General features: G+C 53.3%; 14 protein-coding genes. 10 read left to right on the forward strand and 4 right to left on the reverse strand.

Going from position 1 to position 18,403, the window contains the following annotated elements; genetic code table 11:
* Positions 1-2 precede the first annotated feature (2 nt).
* The 9 genes from AB1L42_RS02820 (at position 3) to AB1L42_RS02860 (ending at position 13,102) form a co-directional block, all read left to right on the forward strand.
* Positions 3-1,880 carry a tetratricopeptide repeat protein gene (locus AB1L42_RS02820; protein WP_367050951.1) on the forward strand — a complete coding sequence of 626 codons (1,878 nt, stop codon included), beginning with the start codon at positions 3-5 and terminating at the stop codon, positions 1,878-1,880.
* A 200-nt stretch (positions 1,881-2,080) separates the two neighbouring features.
* Positions 2,081-6,007, forward strand: a complete 3,927-nt coding sequence (locus tag AB1L42_RS02825; protein WP_367050953.1) for a PQQ-binding-like beta-propeller repeat protein — start codon at positions 2,081-2,083, stop codon at positions 6,005-6,007.
* A gap of 4 nt (positions 6,008-6,011) precedes the next feature.
* Positions 6,012-7,094 carry a hypothetical protein gene (locus AB1L42_RS02830; protein WP_367050955.1) on the forward strand — a complete coding sequence of 361 codons (1,083 nt, stop codon included), beginning with the start codon at positions 6,012-6,014 and terminating at the stop codon, positions 7,092-7,094.
* Positions 7,091-8,623, forward strand: a complete 1,533-nt coding sequence (gene modA, locus AB1L42_RS02835) for a molybdate ABC transporter substrate-binding protein (protein WP_367050957.1) — start codon at positions 7,091-7,093, stop codon at positions 8,621-8,623. Before AB1L42_RS02830 ends, modA begins: the two co-directional genes overlap by 4 nt.
* Before the next feature lie 175 nt (positions 8,624-8,798).
* The gene (locus tag AB1L42_RS02840) at positions 8,799-9,665 is read left to right on the forward strand and encodes an ABC transporter permease (protein ID WP_367050960.1); all 867 of its coding nucleotides are present in this window, start codon (positions 8,799-8,801) and stop codon (positions 9,663-9,665) included.
* Positions 9,662-10,327 carry an ATP-binding cassette domain-containing protein gene (locus AB1L42_RS02845; protein ID WP_367050962.1) on the forward strand — a complete coding sequence of 222 codons (666 nt, stop codon included), beginning with the start codon at positions 9,662-9,664 and terminating at the stop codon, positions 10,325-10,327. Before AB1L42_RS02840 ends, AB1L42_RS02845 begins: the two co-directional genes overlap by 4 nt.
* Positions 10,324-10,605 (forward strand): MoaD/ThiS family protein, encoded by a 282-nt coding sequence (locus tag AB1L42_RS02850; RefSeq protein ID WP_367050964.1) that lies wholly within the window; start codon positions 10,324-10,326, stop codon positions 10,603-10,605. Before AB1L42_RS02845 ends, AB1L42_RS02850 begins: the two co-directional genes overlap by 4 nt.
* 131 nt (positions 10,606-10,736) lie before the next feature.
* Positions 10,737-11,495, forward strand: coding sequence for a HesA/MoeB/ThiF family protein (locus AB1L42_RS02855; protein WP_367050966.1), 759 nt, complete (start codon positions 10,737-10,739; stop codon positions 11,493-11,495).
* A gap of 383 nt (positions 11,496-11,878) precedes the next feature.
* Positions 11,879-13,102 (forward strand): argininosuccinate synthase, encoded by a 1,224-nt coding sequence (locus AB1L42_RS02860; RefSeq protein WP_367050968.1) that lies wholly within the window; start codon positions 11,879-11,881, stop codon positions 13,100-13,102.
* Positions 13,103-13,334: 232 nt separating this feature from the next.
* On the opposite strand, the gene AB1L42_RS02865 is transcribed toward AB1L42_RS02860, so the two are convergent.
* Positions 13,335-14,312, reverse strand: a complete 978-nt coding sequence (locus AB1L42_RS02865; RefSeq protein ID WP_367050970.1) for an SGNH/GDSL hydrolase family protein — start codon at positions 14,310-14,312, stop codon at positions 13,335-13,337.
* 146 nt (positions 14,313-14,458) lie between these two features.
* The gene (locus AB1L42_RS02870; RefSeq protein WP_367050972.1) at positions 14,459-15,448 is read right to left on the reverse strand and encodes a phosphoglycerate dehydrogenase; all 990 of its coding nucleotides are present in this window, start codon (positions 15,446-15,448) and stop codon (positions 14,459-14,461) included.
* 302 nt (positions 15,449-15,750) lie between these two features.
* On the opposite strand from AB1L42_RS02870, the gene AB1L42_RS02875 reads away from it, so the two are divergent.
* Positions 15,751-15,981, forward strand: a complete 231-nt coding sequence (locus AB1L42_RS02875) for a (2Fe-2S)-binding protein (protein WP_367050974.1) — start codon at positions 15,751-15,753, stop codon at positions 15,979-15,981.
* A gap of 248 nt (positions 15,982-16,229) precedes the next feature.
* Here AB1L42_RS02875 and bfr read toward each other — a convergent pair whose 3' ends face one another.
* Positions 16,230-16,709 (reverse strand): bacterioferritin, encoded by a 480-nt coding sequence (gene bfr, locus AB1L42_RS02880; RefSeq protein ID WP_367050976.1) that lies wholly within the window; start codon positions 16,707-16,709, stop codon positions 16,230-16,232.
* Between the two features lie 203 nt (positions 16,710-16,912).
* Positions 16,913-18,322, reverse strand: a complete 1,410-nt coding sequence (locus tag AB1L42_RS02885) for a sigma-54 dependent transcriptional regulator (RefSeq protein WP_367050980.1) — start codon at positions 18,320-18,322, stop codon at positions 16,913-16,915.
* Between the last annotated feature and the right edge of the window lie 81 nt (positions 18,323-18,403).

Genomic DNA, 18,403 nt, shown 5'->3' on the forward strand with positions numbered 1-18,403 from the left:
AGATGAGACAGTTTGACCGGCCAAATTTCTGGCCCCTATTCACGATCGCTTTACTGGCTTGTTCGATGGTGATCGCCGGATGTCAGAATCGTCCGGAACCGTCAACTGAAACGGATTCTGAGGCAGAAGCCGATGATACCGAATCGCGATTTGCTGCTCCGTCAGTTCCAGCCAAACCTGCAGATGGCTTCGTCGGAAGCGCAGCTTGTCGTGAGTGCCATGCTGAAATCTCGGACCATTTCCATCAGCACCCCATGGGTCAGTCCCTGGCGGATGTGATGCATGCTTCTCCTCTTGAAGATTACGAAGAGAACGTCAAGTTCGACACACCTCGAGCACCCCGATCGACGGTCACATTGTCTTATGAAATTGAGAAAACTCCTGATGGAGTGTACCACCACGAAATCCTGACGAACGAAGATGGCGAGGTCGTTTACGATCTCCCGGTGCCGGTTGCATTCGCTGTGGGCTCCGGAAAACGTGGGCGTTCGTATCTCATTGATCGCGGCGGATTTTTGTTCATGTCTCCGGTCACCTGGTATTCGGGAGGAGAGCGATGGGACCTTTCACCGGGATACGAGGGTCGAAACCTGCACTTCGATCGTCGCATCGTTGACGGCTGCCTGAGTTGCCACGCTGGACGAGTCGCGGAAATCGAAACAGCTCCCGATCAGTACAAACCGGAACCGTTCCTGGAAGAATCGATCGGCTGTGAACGCTGCCACGGTCCGGGTGAAGAGCATGTCGCCTTTCACGAGGGAAAACTGCAATCGGAATCCGATCCGATGCTGGACTTGTCCACTCTTTCTCCACGCGCCCGCGATCACATTTGCTTTCAGTGCCACCTCATTGGGGAAAGCCGGGTGACGCTTTACGGTCGAAGCGAGTTCGATTTCCGCCCGGGCAACACCGTCGATGAAATCTGGGCGATCATCCTGAAAGGGACCGGAGTCGAATCGGATCAATCGACCGCTGCAGTCAATCAGGCAGAGCAAATGTTGAGCAGTGTCTGTTACCAGAAAAGCGACGGACAGATGAGCTGCACGTCGTGCCACGACCCGCACCGAATTCCTAAGCCTGCTGAGCGAATTGAGTTTTATCGCTCGAAGTGCATCGCCTGCCACGGTCCCGATGACGTCGAGTGTACGGAACCAGTGGCTGACCGCTTAAAAGTCACCGAAGAAGATTCCTGCATCGTCTGCCACATGCCTTCACTCGCGGCGAATGATGTCCCTCACACCTCGCAGACTGACCACCGTATCCTTCGTCGGCCACAGAAAACCACGCCTTCCAAGAAGACAGATAATGTCTACTACGTTTTCGGTCAGGAAGATGGTGTTCTCACTGAGGCCGACCTGGAACGGGCGTCGGCGATTTCCATCATCCGCTCCGCAGAGCAAACCGGGAATGATGTTCTGGCTGGCGACGGTATTGAGATCCTCGAGGAGTGGCTCAAAGCTGCCCCGGACGATCTCAAAGCTCAACTTTCGCTCGGCGTTGCCTACTGGCTTCTCGAAGATAATCGCATGGCAGCCAGGACGTGGGAAAAGGCACTCGAGTCGAATCCCGACAACGAATACCTGTTGCGGCGACTCTTTGTGCTGTATCACGATTCCGGACAGCTGGATCTCGCTTTGAAATACGGTCGACAACTGGTCGAGATCAATCCGTACGACTACGAATATTTTGGCCGGCTCTCACACATCCTTGCTCAAAACGGTGAGATGTCGGAATCAGCAGAAGCCGCTGAGCGAGCACTCGAACTGAACCCGTCGGCTTCCCAACTCCACCAGTGGTTGGCCCAAGTGTACGGTTCGACCGGTGAGACTGAGCTACGCGATAAACACATCGATCTCTATCGAAAGAAAACCGGGCAGTAGTCCCTTTTTCTGATGCGATTGAGAGCTTTGAGATTTGCTCAGATGACCCGAGTAAACTTGCTCAGTTTGTTGAAGCAAACCGCTAGAAAAGTCTCTTCGCCGGATACATCAGCTGTGACTGATTTGCTAGACTCAGCGAGTGGAGTTCTTCGAACTCTGGATCGTTCTCCTGCGCGTCTCCACCCTCTGGAGTTTCACGAATGCGTATGCTCTCGCTCTTCTCTCGGCTGCTCAACTCAGCCCGATCTCTCCATCTCGTCGCCTGCCTTCTGACATGCAGCTTATTCGGCATCTGCGGTTCTGCCGCAATCGCGATTGATGCCGAAGAGATCCTCTCAAAGACCGGTGTTCGTGGTGGCTTTGTCGTTCAACTTGGGTTGGGCGATGGAAGACTGACTTCGAACTTGAAAGCGAGCGACTCGTTTCAGGTCCACGGGCTTGATCGTGATCCCGCCAAAGTCCAGAAGATGCGAGAGCAACTTCACAAATCGGGAGTCTACGGTGCTGTCTCCGTCGACCAACTTTCGTCGACTGAACTCCCTTACATCGACAATCTAGTCAATCTGCTGGTGGTTGAAGATCTCGGCGATGTGCCCATGTCTGAAGTGATGCGAGTTCTTGTTCCAAATGGAACCGCTTACTTGAAAGATCAAAACGGTGACTGGACCGCGACAGTCAAACCTCGCCCCGACAACATCGATGAATGGTCGCATTACTTTCATGATGCGTCTGGAAACGCAGTCGCTCATGATGATGTGGTCGGTCCGCCTCGGCACTTGCAATGGGTCGGTAGCCCTCGCTGGTCGCGACACCACGATCGAATGGCGAGCATGAGTGCTCTCGTCTCATCAGGCGGACGACTTTTTTACATTCAGGACGAAGGCAGCCGGATCTCAATTCAGCTTCCTCCCAAGTGGAAGTTGATCGGGCGTGACGCCTTCAACGGAACCGTTCTCTGGAAACGTGATATTGCGTCGTGGCAGGATCATTTGTGGCCGCTCAAGAGTGGACCAACACAATTGTCGCGCCGACTCGTTTCCACTGAGGACGAGGTGTATGTCACGCTCGGAATTGATGCTCCCGTCTCAGTCGTTGATGCTGCCACTGGAGAAACGTTGCGAACTCTCGAAGATTCCGACGGCACGGAAGAAATCATCGTTTCAAATGGGACGATCTACCTCGTCGTCAACAAAGAGGGCACAGCCCGCGACGCTTACATTCCACTCAACGGAGGCGTTGGAGATCAGGCACATGTGCGGGAGAATTTCTTCTGGAACGAAGAACCTCGCATCGTGATGGCCTACGACGCAGAATCCGGCGAACAACTTTGGGCGAAAAAGACTGGCATTTCTCCGCTCACTATGGCTGCGGATCAGGAGAAAGTTTACCTCCACGATGGAAGCCAGATTGTCGCGATCGATGGAAAGTCCGGAGACGTTGCCTGGCAGACATCCTCCGTCACGCGGCGGAAAGAATACACGTTCAACTTCGGTCCTCGGCTGCTCATTCACGAAGGCGTTGTCCTTTATGCTGGGGGTGACAACAAAATGGTGGCCCTCGAATCGAGTGACGGAAAAGAACTCTGGAGCTCGGAACATCCAAACTCCGGATACCAATCGCCGCAGGATTTGATGGTCGTCGACGGCCTCGTTTGGGTCGCTCCCACGACTTCCGGGAAAGACACTGGTGTCTTCACCGGACGTGATCCTCGAACGGGCGAAGTCAAAAAGTCGTTTGAGCCGGATGTCGACACGTACTGGTTCCATCATCGCTGTTACATCTCCAAAGCGACCGACAACTACTTGATGCCTTCCCGAACCGGAATCGAGTTCGTCGACTACGAAAACGAACACTGGGACATTCATCACTGGGTTCGAGGCGGATGTCTCTACGGGGTCATGCCTTGCAATGGTTTGACCTACGCTCCCGCTCACAACTGTGCGTGCTATCCCGAAGCCAAGCTGTTCGGGTTCAATGCACTTGCACCTGCTGCTCCAACTCGTCCTCGTCCACTCGATGTTCCGGAGGAAGGACGACTCGAAACTGGACCGGCATATGATCGTCCACTCAGCGCAATCGACGAATCTTCAATCGGAGTCGACTGGCCCACTTACCGAGGTGACTCCGGTCGGTCGGGTGCCTTGATGAGCCGTGTCCCGTCGAAATTGAAAGAGGGCTGGACGACTACTCTCGGTGGGGAACTGACTCCGCCTGTCATCGCTGAAAACCATGTCTATGTCGCTCAGAAAGATACTCACACGCTGTTTGCGCTCGATGTTGCGACAGGAGAAACTGCCTGGCAGTACACGATCGGAGCGAGAATCGATTCTCCTCCGTCGATTCAACAGGGACGCGTCGTCTTCGGAGGGAATGATGGATGGGTCTACTGTTTAGCCTCAGACGATGGATCTCTCTGCTGGCGGTATCGGGCTGCTCCACTCGATCGTCGAACGATGGCGTTTGAGCAACTCGAATCCCTCTGGCCGGTTCATGGTTCTGTTCTGATCGAGAACGACAGCATTTATGCCGTCGCTGGGCGGTCCAACTTTCTCGACGGTGGGCTACGACTCGTCCGACTCGATTTGAAGTCTGGCAAGAAATTGAGCGAAACGCTCATGGATGAAACCAACCCAGCGACCGGGAACAACCTGCAAGAGCTTGTGAAGACTCTCCAGATGCCTGTGGGTCTTCCGGATATTCTTTCAAGCGATGGCGACAAGATTTACATGCGATCGCAGAAGTTTGATCAGGACGGAAATCGACTTGAAATCGGCCCCGTTTCTGGTGACTTTGTCGAGCAGGGTTCCGCTCAGAGTGGCGAAGGAGTTCATCTCTTCGCGCCGATGGGATTCCTCGATGACACCTGGTTCCACCGCGCTTACTGGGTCAACGGAAGAAGCTTCGCAGGAGGACACGCGGGCTACTATCAGGCAGGCAAATTCGCTCCCGCCGGTCGCATTCTCGTCAATGGCGGCGGTTACGTTTACGGGTACGGTCGAAAACCGCAGTACTACAAATGGACGACCGTACTCGAACACCAACTCTTCGCATCTCCTCCGGAACCACCGGAAGTGAAAATTGCGAAAGACACAGGGAGCGACAACAACGGATCGTTCGCCCAGTTCAAACCGACTGCCCATCTCGATCCAACTGGGAAACCGATCACCGTCGAAGCCTGGTTCAATGCCACAAAACCGAACGGTGTGATCCTCGCTCGCGGAGGTCCGACTGACGGATTTGCTCTCGCATTAAAGAATGGACGCTTGGAACTCCATATTCGAAGCGACTTCGAACACGCTTCCATCTCAGACAGTAAGCGTGTCATCGGTGGGTGGCACCACGCTGTTGGCGTCTTGAATGATGATTCAACGATGACACTCTATGTGGACGGCGAAGAAGTTGCCCAAGGGACAGCGAAAGGACTTCTCGCAACCAATCCGAAACAACCACTCGAAATCGGTTCCGACGAAGGAACTGCCGCTGGAGATTACAAAGGACAAAACGGGTTCACCGGGTCGATCGACGAAGTGCGGCTTTACTTCTCAGCCGTCTCCGCCGACAAAGTCCGAGAACGTTTCCAGGATGGCGTCGAACTTTCAGACAATCCCGTCCTTTCCGTTTCGTTCGACAACGAGAAAGCCCAAGACCAATCAGAATACGGCAACCCGGGAACTCTCAAGAGCGGCAAGTCCGTCCCCGGAAAATTTGGGAAAGCGATGATGTTCGTAGCGAAACCTCGCAAATCAGGCGGGAACCGCAACGGGATGGCGTCTCAGCTTCAGCCGAAGTGGACGTCCGATGTTCCGATCTATGTCCGGGGAATGTGTCTTGCCGAACGCACACTCTTCATCGTTGGCCCTGCGGATATCATCGACGAAGAAGAAACATTCAAACAGATTACTGAACAGGATCAATCGGTCGTCGCACTACTGGCTCGACAAGACGAAATCCTCGCCGGGAAAGAAGGCTGTCAACTGCTGGCCGTCAATGCGGACACAGGAGAGGTTGACGGAACGGTCGACTTGAAGACATTGCCAGCCTGGGATGGCTTGGCAGCAGCACAGTCGAAGCTGTTCCTATCAACGCTCGATGGAGAAGTGATCTGTTTTGTCGGCGAGGAAGAGTAATCTCATGCGTTTCTTGATCGCCATCATCACCGTCTGCACTCTCATCTGCAGTGCGGATTGCGCACATGCCTGCAACATTCCGGTGTTTCGGTTTGCCTTGGAAAGATGGACTCCCGACGCAATGGAAGTCATCGTCTTTCACGAGGCACCGTTGTCGGAATCGGAACAACGTGTTGTGTCCCAACTCGATTCAGCTTCCGGTCATTCCAACGTCAAAGTCATTCTCCGTGATGTCAGTGACGGAACTCTCGCAGAATCGTTGCAAGTACTCGGAATTGAATTGCCTGACCTCGATTCATTCAGCGGTTCGACCGCAATTGTTCGATCGAGGGCAGGGCGGGGAAAGTCGCTGACCATCTGGACCGGTCCAGTGAATCAACTCGCGGTAGACGAGATGTTGACATCTCCTGTTCGCAAGGAACTGAGTGAGCGGCTCTTGAGTGGTGACTCGATCGTTTGGCTCGTTTTGAAATCGACTGACGACGAAAAATCGGCTCAGGTGGTCGCGCAGCTGCAGGACTCACTGCCTCAAATTGCTCGACAGATTCCATTCCCGGAAGGCATCGGACTTCCCGGATCTGAGCTCTACGCGGCGATTCCTCTCGACATGAGGTTTACAGTTCTCGAAGTCGATGCTGACGATCCGGAAGAAGCTTTCTTGAGGGAGTGGCTTACGAAGTTCCATCCGGAGGCTTACGACTCGGGAGATCCGTTAATCGTCCCTGTCTTCGGACGCGGACGTGCACTCGAAGTGATTCCAGCAAGAGCTCTGAATCCAAGTCTGATTGACCAACTCTGTGTGTTTCTTTGCGGAGCATGTTCCTGTCAGGTGAAAGATCTGAACCCCGGTTTTGATCTCCTCATTTCGACCGACTGGCATGGTGAACTGTTCGGTGAAGAAGACCCGGAGTTTCTTGACGACGGGCTGCAGCGCACATCCCCAAATGCGGAGCCAGAGCTCATTGAAATTCCGCCCGGGCTTCCGCAGGAGCGCTCGGAGACCAGCGTCATTCCGGCGCGCGAAGTCACTCCTCATCTTCTCTCCAATCGACAAACGCAACTGACTCTCCGAGGAAGTGATTCATGAATCGAATGTCTTTGGCGTTGCTCGGCTCGCTGATTGTGATGGGGCTGCTGCTCTACTCGTTAGCGACTGAAAGTCCTTCGCGAAAACATCATCAGCCAGCGACAAGTTCCACAACAGAAGCATCTGGCTCGCAGGCGAATTCCGATGATGCCCTTCTAATGTACTGCGCCGCCAGCAATCGCGCTGTAGTCGAGAAAATCCGCGAAGACTACGAAAATGAAACCGGTCGACGCGTAGAAATTCAGTACGGGCCATCTCAGTCTCTGCTGTCATCGCTCGAAGTCAGCAAGACCGGAGACCTTTACCTTCCGGCGGATGACAGCTACCTCGACATCAGCCTTGAACGTGGACTCGTCGAGGAAGTCATTCCACTTGCGGAAATGCAGGTTGTCATCGCGGTTCGCAAGGGAGAAGAATCCCGGATTCGGACATTCGACGATTTGCTTCGTGAAGACATTCGCCTCGTTCAGGCAAATCCTGATGCCGCCGCAGTCGGCAAACAGACTCGAGAAGTCCTCGAAAAGACAGGGCAGTGGGAACAACTCGATGCAGCGACGGTCGGTTATCGAACGACAGTGACAGATGTCGCCAACGACTTGATCGTTGGAGCAGCAGATGCCGGAATCGTCTACGATGCAGTGCTGGCCACGTATCCTGATCTCACCGCAGTGAAGCTTCCGGTGTTCGATACGGCGATTGCTAAAATCGCAGTCGGTGTGATCAATGCTTCCGAAGACTCAGCCCGTGCACTGCACTTCGCCAGATATCTTGGCGCAAGTGATCGAGGGCAACGCTACTACGATGAACTCGGATTTCGACCAGTCAATGGCGATCAATGGGCTGATGTCCCCGAACTAAGCGTGTTCGCCGGTTCCATGCTCCAACCAGCGATTGAGCAAACACTCATCGATTTCGAACAGAGAGAAGGGGTCGCCATCTCCCGGGTCTACAACGGATGCGGAATTCTCGTGGCACAGATGAAGGCTGGCCAACATCCCGATGCCTACTTTGCCTGCGATACTGAGTTCATGAATCAAGTCAGCGACCAGTTTGGAACGCCGTTGCCGGTCTCGCGGAATGAGTTGGTGATCCTTGTCGAGAAAGGAAATCCTCACGGGATCAAATCGCTTCGCGATCTCACTCGACCTGGCTTGCGTGTTGGAATCGGGCATGAAAAGCAGTGCGCCATGGGATGGCTAACTCAACAGACTCTCACAGAAAGTGGACTCAAGCTGGAAGTCATGGAGAACGTCACCGTTCAAACGCCGACTGGCGACATGCTTGTGAATCAACTTAAGACCGGTTCACTCGACGCAGCGGTCGCATACCTGAGCAACGCAGCTGGTTCGGGGGATGTGCTCGATGCCATTCGAATCACTGGGCTTGAGTGTTCACAGGCAACACAACCGATTGCAATCTCTCAAAAGACGCCGTACAGTCACTTGGCTGGACGATTACTGAAAGAGATCCAGTCCACGGATTCCCAGGAACGATTTCGGGCCAACGGATTTGTCTGGCAGGCGGAGTAAGACTTCTTCGAATTCAGACTGATGAGCTTGCAGTCTTAAACGCAAAGAGAGTTGATTGAGACTCTTCGCTGGACTGCACAGAAGTGAACAACTTGTTCCGGTCTTTACGATAAGTTTGCAAAAAGTGCTACGCTCTGAGAATGTCCGGGATTGATTATTGTGAACCCTCGGCACGATGGCACCGTTCGTGATCAGACTTAATCGTACTCCTCCCACAGGTCCAATTCGTCAAATGCGAACGCGGTCTGACATTGATTTCTTTCTCATCCTCGGACTGATTTCGTCGGTATACGTACTTCTAATTGCGTTTCTGGTCATCGCAGACATTCGCTACACAACGCTCCAAGACTTTCGCAACGCACTTCAGAAACCCGAAATTCAACACGCCTTCTGGCTCACACTAAAAACCTGCACGGTCTCGGCATTTCTCTCGATCTGGATCGGGACCCCGCTTGCTTACCTGCTGTCCCGACATCGATTCCGGGGCGACTGGCTGATCGACACAATTGTCGACATACCCATCGTGCTGCCGCCGCTTGTTCTCGGCTTGAGTTTGCTGATTCTATTTCACCTTCCAATCAATGGCTGGGAGCTGGAAAACTGGTTTCGTGACGATGTCGGTTTCCCTGTGACGTATCGTTGGCCAGCTGTTGTGCTTTCGCAGTTTGCGGTCGCTTGTGCTTTCGCGATCCGGACGATGCGCGTCACGTTCGATCAGATCGATCGACGTCCTGAAGATGTCGCCCGGACGCTGGGATGCACGCGGCTTCAGGCATTTCTTCAGATCGCGCTTCCACAAGCGATTCGCGGTGAGACGGCAGCCTTCACAATTGCATGGGCACGGGCCTTGGGAGAGTTTGGCCCTATCCTTGTCTTCGCAGGGGCGACCCGATTTCGAACGGAAGTTCTCTCGACGACGGTCTTCCTCGAGTTGAGTATCGGCAACCTTGAAGCTGCGGTCGCAGTTTCGTTATTGATGGTCGCGATGGCCATGGTCATTCTCATGATCCTTCGACTCGTCGGATTGGGAGTCAGAGGATGATCGAAGTTCGCAGCCTCAACGTTCAGCAAGGAGCGTTCTCCGTCCGCGATGTCGGTTTTACCATCGAGGCAGGCGAGTACGCCATTTTGATGGGAACAACCGGCGGCGGAAAAACGACGCTACTCGAATCAATTTGCGGGCTTCGACAGGTCGACTCTGGACACATTTTCCTTGATGGAGTCGACGTAACGAACTGGCTCCCGGGAGATCGTGGGCTCGGATATGTTCCGCAGGATCTGGCTCTATTCCCTCATCTCAATGTTTCAGAGCATCTTGCATTCGCACTCAAATTGCGGAAAGTTCCCAAGCAGGAAATTCGTCAGCGCGTTGATGAACTCAGCAAATTTCTCGGCATCGAGCACCTTGTCGACAGAACAGTTCACGGGCTCAGCGGAGGGGAATCTCAGCGTGTCGCTTTGGGACGAGCTCTTGTTTTTCGTCCGCGTGCTTTGTTGCTCGATGAACCGTTCAGTGCGCTCGATCAGGAAACACGGTCTGAGATGCACACTCTCGTCAGAAGGTTGACGAGAGACTTTGGAATCACCACGCTCCACGTCACGCACAGCGAGGAAGAAGCTCTCGCTCTGGCGGATCGCCGGTTTCTCCTCAAACATGGTCAACTCATCGAAGTCAACCTTCAGGGACTCCCCATCGAATCATGAGTATTCGCGTACAATTCGAAGCACAACTCCGCGAAAGTTCAGGAGTACGTGACACGGTCGTTGATGTCGATTCAATCTCACTATGCGACTTGTTTATGACCCTCAGCGAAAAGTTCGGCGAGGATTTCGGCCGCCGAATACTTGATGACCAGCAACAGCCACGTCGCAGTTTGCTGGTCTTCGTCAACGAGGCATCCGTCACAGCGAGTGACTTCGAAACGCGACAACTGTCAAGCAACGACGTCGTCACCCTCTATCCTCCCATTTCCGGGGGGTAAGCCCCTCTTGAACTGGTTCTAGAGATCGATCACGTTTGAAGCCTGGAAGTCGTTTTCAAGTGAGCTGACCGGCCGAACAATCGGTGGAAATCTCGACTCTCGAATTCACTCTGATGGAAAGATTACCTCGCATGTCCGAACTGCCCGATTTGAGTAATGAGGAGCGGAGTCGATACGCCTGGCAGATGTGGACTCCCGATATCGGCGAAGAGGGGCAGCAACGACTCAAAGCCAGTAGTGTTCTCGTCTCTCGACTGGGCGGTGTCGGTGGGACAGTCGCGTACTATCTGGCAGCTGCTGGTGTCGGGAAACTGGTGCTCGCGCATGCGGGGAATGTCAAACCGAGCGATTTGAACCGCCAACTGCTGATGACCACGAACTGGCTCGGGAATTCACGAATTGAGTCTGCGGCTCGTCGACTGAAAGAACTGAATCCGCATACGGAAATCGTTCCGGTGGCGGAGAACATCTCCGAGGAGAATGCAGAACACCTGGTTTCGCAAGTCGATATGGTCGTCGATGCTGCTCCGCTGTTTTCTGAGCGTTTTGCCATGAATGCAGCCTGTGTCCGCTATAGAAAGCCGCTGATCGAGTCAGCGATGTATGACTTTTCTGCTCAGCTGACGACAATTCTTCCCGGAACGACGCCTTGTCTCTCTTGTATCTATCCGGATGATCCAGCGAACTGGAAACGGGAGTTTCCTGTGTTTGGAGCAGTTTCGGGAACAGTCGCTTCGTTGGCAGCGGTGGAAGTCATCAAACTCATCACAGGAGTCGGCTCACCGCTGACAGGTCAAATGTTGTGGATGAATCTCCGCGACATGGACATTCGCAAGCTGCCGATTGAGAGGCGTTCTGACTGTCCGATCTGTGCTTCGACAGACTCTTAGAGCACTTTCTGATTTTGAGTGCACGATCTCGCACGAGCAAGCACAGCCTTTTCACTTATGAAACAGTGCAAGCAAGTGCACAGGAAAGAGCAACTTGCTCTAAACATCGACGGACTCCAATTCTGGCTGTCAGGTTGCCTTGATTTGAAGGCATGTGGGTTCTCAGTGACGAAAAATCTGCATGGAGTCTCGGCGGTCTGTTGATGTTCTCATTCTGGAATGAGACGATGTGAACAATTCAACAGAATTCAACGAACCTCGGTTGTATTTTCGCCTCAATATTCAGGGCATCAACAACTGGAGCGGCGGAACCATCGGCAATCAGCTTCGAGGCTGAGCGAAAACAACATCAACGGCACTGACAGAGAAAGATTGAGGACGGCATGGCAGATTCGGTGGTACTGGCGTACAGCGGTGGATTGGACACTTCAGTTCTGGTCGGTTGGCTGATGGACCGGGGATACGATGTTCACTGCCTGTACGTTGATCTTGGCCAGCCATGCGAAGACATCGAAGCCATCCTCAAGAAAGCTCTCGATATCGGGGCGAAATCTTCGATCGCTGTCGACGTTCAGGAAGAGTTGTGCCGCGACTTCGCATTCCCTGTTTTGCAGTGGCAGGCGAAGTACGAAAACATCTACCTGCTCGGGACATCAATCGCACGTCCCCTGATTTCAAAGATTGCTTTGCAACGTGCTCGCGAAGTCGGGGCAGTCGCATACGTACACGGAGCGACCGGAAAAGGGAACGATCAATGCCGGTTCCAACTGGCAGCAGAAGCCCTCGACCCAAAGGTCAAGATCATCGCTCCCTGGAGAATGGACGAGTTTCGATCACAGTTCCCCGGCCGAAAAGAGATGCTCGAGTACTGTGCGGAAAAGAATATCCCGGTAAAGGCCACCGCGTCGAAACCGTATTCATCGGACGAAAACTGTCTGCACATCAGCTACGAAGCGGGCGACCTCGAAGACCCGAACGTCGATGGTTTTCCGATCATTGACTTCGGAATGACCGTCTCAGCACAAGAAGCTCCTGATCAGGAAGCGACTGTCAAAGTCGGTTTCGAATCCGGAATTCCGGTCAGCATCAACGGAGAAAAGAAGAACGCATTCGAAGTTGTCGACGCACTGAATAAGCTGGGAGGAGCCAACGGCGTCGGACGCATCGACATCGTCGAAAACCGATTTGTCGGAATGAAGAGCAGGGGAGTCTATGAGGCTCCAGGAATGACTTGTCTTTACGCGGCCCATCAGGCACTTGAGCAATTGACTGTCGATCGCGACGCGATTCACCTGCGTGATCGCCTCAGCCCGGAAGTGGCAGAGATGGTTTACAACGGCTTCTGGTACTGTGCGAAAATGGATGCTCTGATGGCATTCATTCAACAGCTTCAACAGCCTGTCACCGGGGAAGTCACACTCGGACTTTACAAAGGCAACGTCCGAATTATTGGTCGAACCTCTCCCAATTCTCTCTACGACGAAGCGATTGCTTCCATGGAAGCAGCCGACGAAGCGGACTACAACCAGAACGACGCCGAAGGATTTCTCCGAATTCTGGGAGTCCCATTGCGAGTTCAGGGGAAAGCTCGCCCTCGCCAGTTCTAGAGCAAGCGACTCCTTCCAGTGGAAACTCAATTTGAGAATGCTCTAAATCCTCATCATCGATGACACTCGCACTGCTGAAATCGAAACGGTCGATGACAGTCGTGTCGGAAGGTGACAAGAGAACGTCACAGAAGATGAGCTGCTTCAAAGCTACCAAATGACAATCAAGAATCGATGAGCTGATCTGTCGCTCATCGATTCTTTTTTTCACGGAAGCTGGAAGAGAGCAGTTCTACTGCGAATTCTCACTTGCTTGTGTTTTCGCCAGTTGATCATCGATTTGCTTCGTCAGCTCACCGGCTTTAGCTGCGGCCTCATCGAGCGGCAGGCCGGCATTCATTCCGGGACGAACATGTCCGACGTCGGAGAGATATGCTGCATGCCAGAGCATCTGTCGTTGGTGAACAAGTTTTTCGAGGGACTGATCGTCCTCAGCAGAAAGCTTCACTCCCCAGGCATTGAGAATCGCTTCAGCGAGGATGCGATGCCCTTCTTGATCCAAATGAACGCCATCACCTGACAACACAAATTCCGGGTCGCTCTTCCTTTTCTCCGCGACGAACTTCGTCACCGGTGTGTGCAGATCGATGACCATTTCGACTCGATCTTTCTGAGCCAGAATCCAGTCAGAATAGCGTTTGATGACGTCGTCGTACTTGTCGTAAATCGAGTAATAAGCAAACTCATCGGCGTCCGCAGACACCAACTTGCCTTTCATCTTCAACGGCAGCGGATCGAAAGGAGGAGGAGTTAGCAGGATCAGCTTCGCTCCCGAATTGTGAACTTTCTCAATCAGCGAGTTGATCCCAGTTTGATAAATCTCAAATCGGTCTTCATCAAACGGATGATAGATCCCGTCGTTCATCCCATAACACGCGACGACAACATCTGGCTTCAATTTCTCAAGTGCCCGTTCGAGTCGTTCGTGAACGTTTGGACGAGGAAAGGGATGCCCCGGTTCAGACAAGCCAGAAGCTGTTTCGCTTGGCAGACCGAGATTGATGACTTCCGGCATCGCGTCCGACGATTGGCGAAGCAACTCCAATTCGATCAGCGAAATGTAGTATCCCGAATGGGTGATCGAATCCCCAAGAAACAGCACTCGCTCAGCCTTCAAGGCGAGATCTTGATCGCCAGCGAATGCGCCCATCGCTGCGGCATTCAGCAAGCTGCACACCATAAGAATTCGGAAGACAATACTGCGAACCATTCACTCATCTCCAATCGAAGGACTACAGCAAGCAGGGTTTGCAACGTCGCACTTGTCACACAACTCTTGTTAGATCGGCAGGCATCAGGAGGAATTCAGCGCACGCGAGCCAATCGTCAACTGCGACCGACCGTCACTCATTCGAGTCAGCGATCCCATTTCCAATCGCTCATACCTTTGAGATTCTGAATACATTCTGTGGGCCATCCCCCGTCTTTCAGAGAGAGGATTGTCTCGGCAGCCATCGTGAGCGTGTCGAATTGTGACTCGACATCCAGCCCGGCCACATGTCCGGACAGCAAAACGTTGCTCATCGAAATCAGCGGGCTGCTGGTCGGGAGAGGTTCAACATCGAAGACATCCAGTCCAGCTGCTCGAAGATGACCGGATTGCAGGGCCTCGATTAAAGCGGATTCATCGACGAGTGCTCCTCTGGCAGTGTTGATGAAGACGGAACCTTTCTTCATCTTCGCGAACGTGTCTCGATTCATCATTTTCAACGACTGCGGAGTCATCGGGTTGTGGAGTGACACATAATCCGATTGGCCAAGCAGGTCATCGAGTTCGAGCGTTTCGATCTTCCATTTCTCGACGAACTCTTTGTTGGGAAATGGCTCGTGAGCGACGACACGCAAGCCCAGGCCAATCGCTCTTGTTGCCACTGCTTGTCCGATCCGGCCGAGGCCAACCAGCCCGAGCGTTCTTCCCATGACGCGAGGATAGGCAATCCGCTTCCAGGCCCCGGAACGAACTCGCTGATCATTGTCAGGAAATCCGCGCGAGACGCCCATCAGCAGCGCGATCGTCTGTTCTGCAACGGAGTGATGATTCACGCCCGGAGTGGTCGTGACCACGATACCCTGACGATCACAAGCTTCGAGATCGACAGCATCGAAGCCGACTCCTGTCCGTGCGATGACTTTGAGATCCGGACAATTCTTGATGACTTCCGGGGTGTAAGGCTCGGAACCGGCGATCACAGCACAACAGCCTGAAAGTTCCTCGATGAGATTGGTTGCCTCCCAGAAACTTCTGTCCCGGTTTCCCGGGAGTACTTCAAAGCCCTTTTCAGACAGCAGTGAGAAATGGGGACCTTCGTCAGAGTTGAGAGCACAGCATTTGACGGTCAGCGACAACGAAATCTCCTCACAGGCGGCGGACGATTAGTTTGAACTCTTTGATGCGTCATCACAATAGTCGACACCAGAGAGCGGTTCCAGCCCTCGAAGACTTACCTATAAATCCGCCACTCAAGCCAATTCACAGATGGGGAATTCTGCTGTTCATTGCGGATTTCCTCGGCAAAGCTGCGGAGTTCGTTGGGATCACCACTTCTTGGAAACTTTTGTGATCGGGGCGTTTTTGGATTGACCGACGAGAAAATCGAAAATACCATTTCCTGCTCATGAGACTCAGTCTCAACAAAACAGAGGTGGAAATGAGTCAAATCTTTGAATCTGATTCCGAAACTGCTTCAGATGCCGTCGTCTGTCGATGCCTGAATGTCACGCACTCCACGATTTCCGACTGCGTCAATCTATATGGAGCAGAGAGCCATCAGGAAGTCCGCAGCCTGTGCGGCGCTGGAGATGGTTGCATGGGATGTCGCTCAAGAATCAAGCAACTCATTGCCCAGTACCAAAGCGATCGCTCGGAAGCGCGTAGCTAATCGACATCATTGAGTTCAGACCGATCGACTCAGGAAGAATAAGCGAGCCAGTGAGTCTGGGAAGCCGACTGTCGGCAATTGCTCTTTACATTCAATGCCCAGCCCAGGAATAGAGCAGGGCAGACACTCTCTCGAATGCCTGCCCCCGGACTCATCACATTATTCGAAACGCTGACGAAATCGCAGCTCTTGCAGAGTCTTATTCCACTCGTCTTGCGACTGCGGGAAGACCCAGTTCGAGCTGGCGTTCACTCTTTTGATTCGCCCATTTGCGACAGCATGTAGTTTTCAATGCCGAGCTTATCGATCAGATCAAGCTGGGCTTCCAGCCAGTCGATGCTTTCTTCGGTCTCGACGATGATCTTTTCCATGATTTCGCGGCTGGCAGCATCCTTTTCCTCGAGGCAGATCTGAACCCCCTCGTTGTAGGTCTTGCTGGCATTGATTTCGAGAGCGAGATCGTTTTCCAGTTGCTGCTTGACGTTGTCGCCGACGCGGATCACGTCGTAGCGTGCGATTTCAGGCACTCCGTCAAAGAAGAGAATGCGGTCGATCAGAAGTTCTGCGTGCTGCATCTCCTCGATCGATTCCTGATAGTGGTGAGCTCCCAGCTTGTTCAGCCCCCAGTTGGTGCACATTTTGGCCTGAACGAAATACTGGTTAATCGCTGTCAATTCGATTGTCAGTCCCGCGTTGAGAGCGTCAATGACGCGTTGACTCCCCTGCATCTGTGACTCCGATCATCACGTTTGAAGTATTCAAAAAACTCAGTCAGAAATAGTGTATGGGGTCATCATCCATTGATCGATTCCGTTGCGTCACCGGTTGGTGATTTTGTGCTGATTGAGACAACGTATCGAGAGCATCTCCAAGTCTCAGTGCAGTCAATCTACGATGAAAAGCGCCACAGGCCACGGACTTGGCAACAAATCTACTTGAGATCGTATTCTTTGATCTTGCGATACAGCGTCCGTTCGCCGATGCCCAGCATGGAAGCTGTCTCTTCGCGTTTTCCGCCCGTCAGTTCAAGAGTTCGCGCGATGTAATAACGTTCGACCTCTTCCAGTGGACGGCCGATGAGAACGTCCGCTCCAGCCCCTCCGGCCGTTCCGTCACTCGACTGACCACAGAGTTCAGCGAGTTCGCTCGGCAGATCGTCGACATCCAGCAGGCCGTCGACATCGAGAGCGAGCATGCCTTCGATTGTATTGCGTAGCTGGCGGATGTTTCCGGGCCAGTCAAAGGTCATGAGTGCCTGCCTCGCCGCCCGGCTGATTCCTTCCACTTCGCGGCCCTGTCGTTTGCAGAATTCCTTCAGGAAGTGGTCAATCAGCAAGGGAATATCTTCTCGGCGATCACGCAGCGGCGGGAGGTAAATCGTGACGACACTCAATCGGTAATACAAATCGCTGCGAAAAGTCCCTTCTTCCATGGCCTGCTTTAAATCGGCATTCGTCGCAGCCACGAGCCGGACATTGATCGATTTCTCTTCGTTGGAACCGATTCGTGTAATGCGTCGATCTTCGAGAACTCTCAAGAGCTTGATCTGCGTATCAGTCGGCATTTCCCCAACTTCGTCGAGGAATAACGTCCCGCCGTTGGCGTATTCGAATTTTCCGATTCGCTTCGAGGCCGCTCCGGTGAAGGCTCCCTGTTCATGGCCGAACAATTCACTCTCGAGGATACTTTCGGGCAGAGCGGAGATATTCAGCGGAACGAACGGCTTGCTCTTGCGGGGGCTGTTTTGATGAAGCGCACGAGCGACGAGTTCTTTTCCGGTTCCGCTTTCCCCGAGAATCAGCACCGTCGTGTCGGTGGGAGCCAGGTTCTTGAGCTGTTCGATTACACGATGCATCGATGGGCTGTTGCCGATGACCCCCTCAAACCCAAACTTTTCGTCGAGTCCACGCGACAACGCGACATTTCGTCTCAGAAGGCGAATGCGACTCGATGCTTTTTCGACAGCCTGACGTAACTCCTGAATATCAAGAGGCTTCGTGAGATACGTGTAAGCTCCGCTTTGCATCGCGGTGACAACGGTCGGCACCGAACTGTGGGCCGTCAGGACGATGACTTCCGAATCGGGGAGTTCTTCCTTGGCCTTTCGGAGGATCTCCAGCCCATCGACATCGTCCATCTTGAGATCGGTGATGATGACGTCAAAGTTCTGGCTTTCGATTAGCTCCGCTCCACGCGGGCCGGAATTTGCGATCGTACACTCGCAGTTGATGCGTTCGAGGCTTTCAGCCACTGCCTGGGCGTGCGGTTCATCGTCGTCGACGACCAACACCGAAACGGCAATAGCAAAGGCATCTGAACGTGACTGACTCACGTGAATCATCCTGTGAGAGTGGATCGGGAAAACCTGCAATATTTACAGGTCACCGTCACTCTGTAAAGCGGCCGAAATGGCAGTTTGCCG

The organism is Thalassoglobus sp. JC818 (assembly GCF_040717535.1).
Taxonomy (GTDB): Bacteria; Planctomycetota; Planctomycetia; order Planctomycetales; family Planctomycetaceae; genus Thalassoglobus.

Coding starts and splice junctions, on each gene's coding strand:
- AB1L42_RS02820 (WP_367050951.1), top strand. CDS start 3: ATGAGACAGTTTGACCGGCCAAATTTCTGGCCCCTATTCACGATCGCT.
- AB1L42_RS02825 (WP_367050953.1), top strand. CDS start 2,081: ATGCGTATGCTCTCGCTCTTCTCTCGGCTGCTCAACTCAGCCCGATCT.
- AB1L42_RS02830 (WP_367050955.1), top strand. CDS start 6,012: ATGCGTTTCTTGATCGCCATCATCACCGTCTGCACTCTCATCTGCAGT.
- modA (WP_367050957.1), top strand. CDS start 7,091: ATGAATCGAATGTCTTTGGCGTTGCTCGGCTCGCTGATTGTGATGGGG.
- AB1L42_RS02840 (WP_367050960.1), top strand. CDS start 8,799: ATGGCACCGTTCGTGATCAGACTTAATCGTACTCCTCCCACAGGTCCA.
- AB1L42_RS02845 (WP_367050962.1), top strand. CDS start 9,662: ATGATCGAAGTTCGCAGCCTCAACGTTCAGCAAGGAGCGTTCTCCGTC.
- AB1L42_RS02850 (WP_367050964.1), top strand. CDS start 10,324: ATGAGTATTCGCGTACAATTCGAAGCACAACTCCGCGAAAGTTCAGGA.
- AB1L42_RS02855 (WP_367050966.1), top strand. CDS start 10,737: ATGTCCGAACTGCCCGATTTGAGTAATGAGGAGCGGAGTCGATACGCC.
- AB1L42_RS02860 (WP_367050968.1), top strand. CDS start 11,879: ATGGCAGATTCGGTGGTACTGGCGTACAGCGGTGGATTGGACACTTCA.
- AB1L42_RS02865 (WP_367050970.1), bottom strand. CDS start 14,312: ATGGTTCGCAGTATTGTCTTCCGAATTCTTATGGTGTGCAGCTTGCTG.
- AB1L42_RS02875 (WP_367050974.1), top strand. CDS start 15,751: ATGAGTCAAATCTTTGAATCTGATTCCGAAACTGCTTCAGATGCCGTC.
- bfr (WP_367050976.1), bottom strand. CDS start 16,709: ATGCAGGGGAGTCAACGCGTCATTGACGCTCTCAACGCGGGACTGACA.
- AB1L42_RS02885 (WP_367050980.1), bottom strand. CDS start 18,322: ATGATTCACGTGAGTCAGTCACGTTCAGATGCCTTTGCTATTGCCGTT.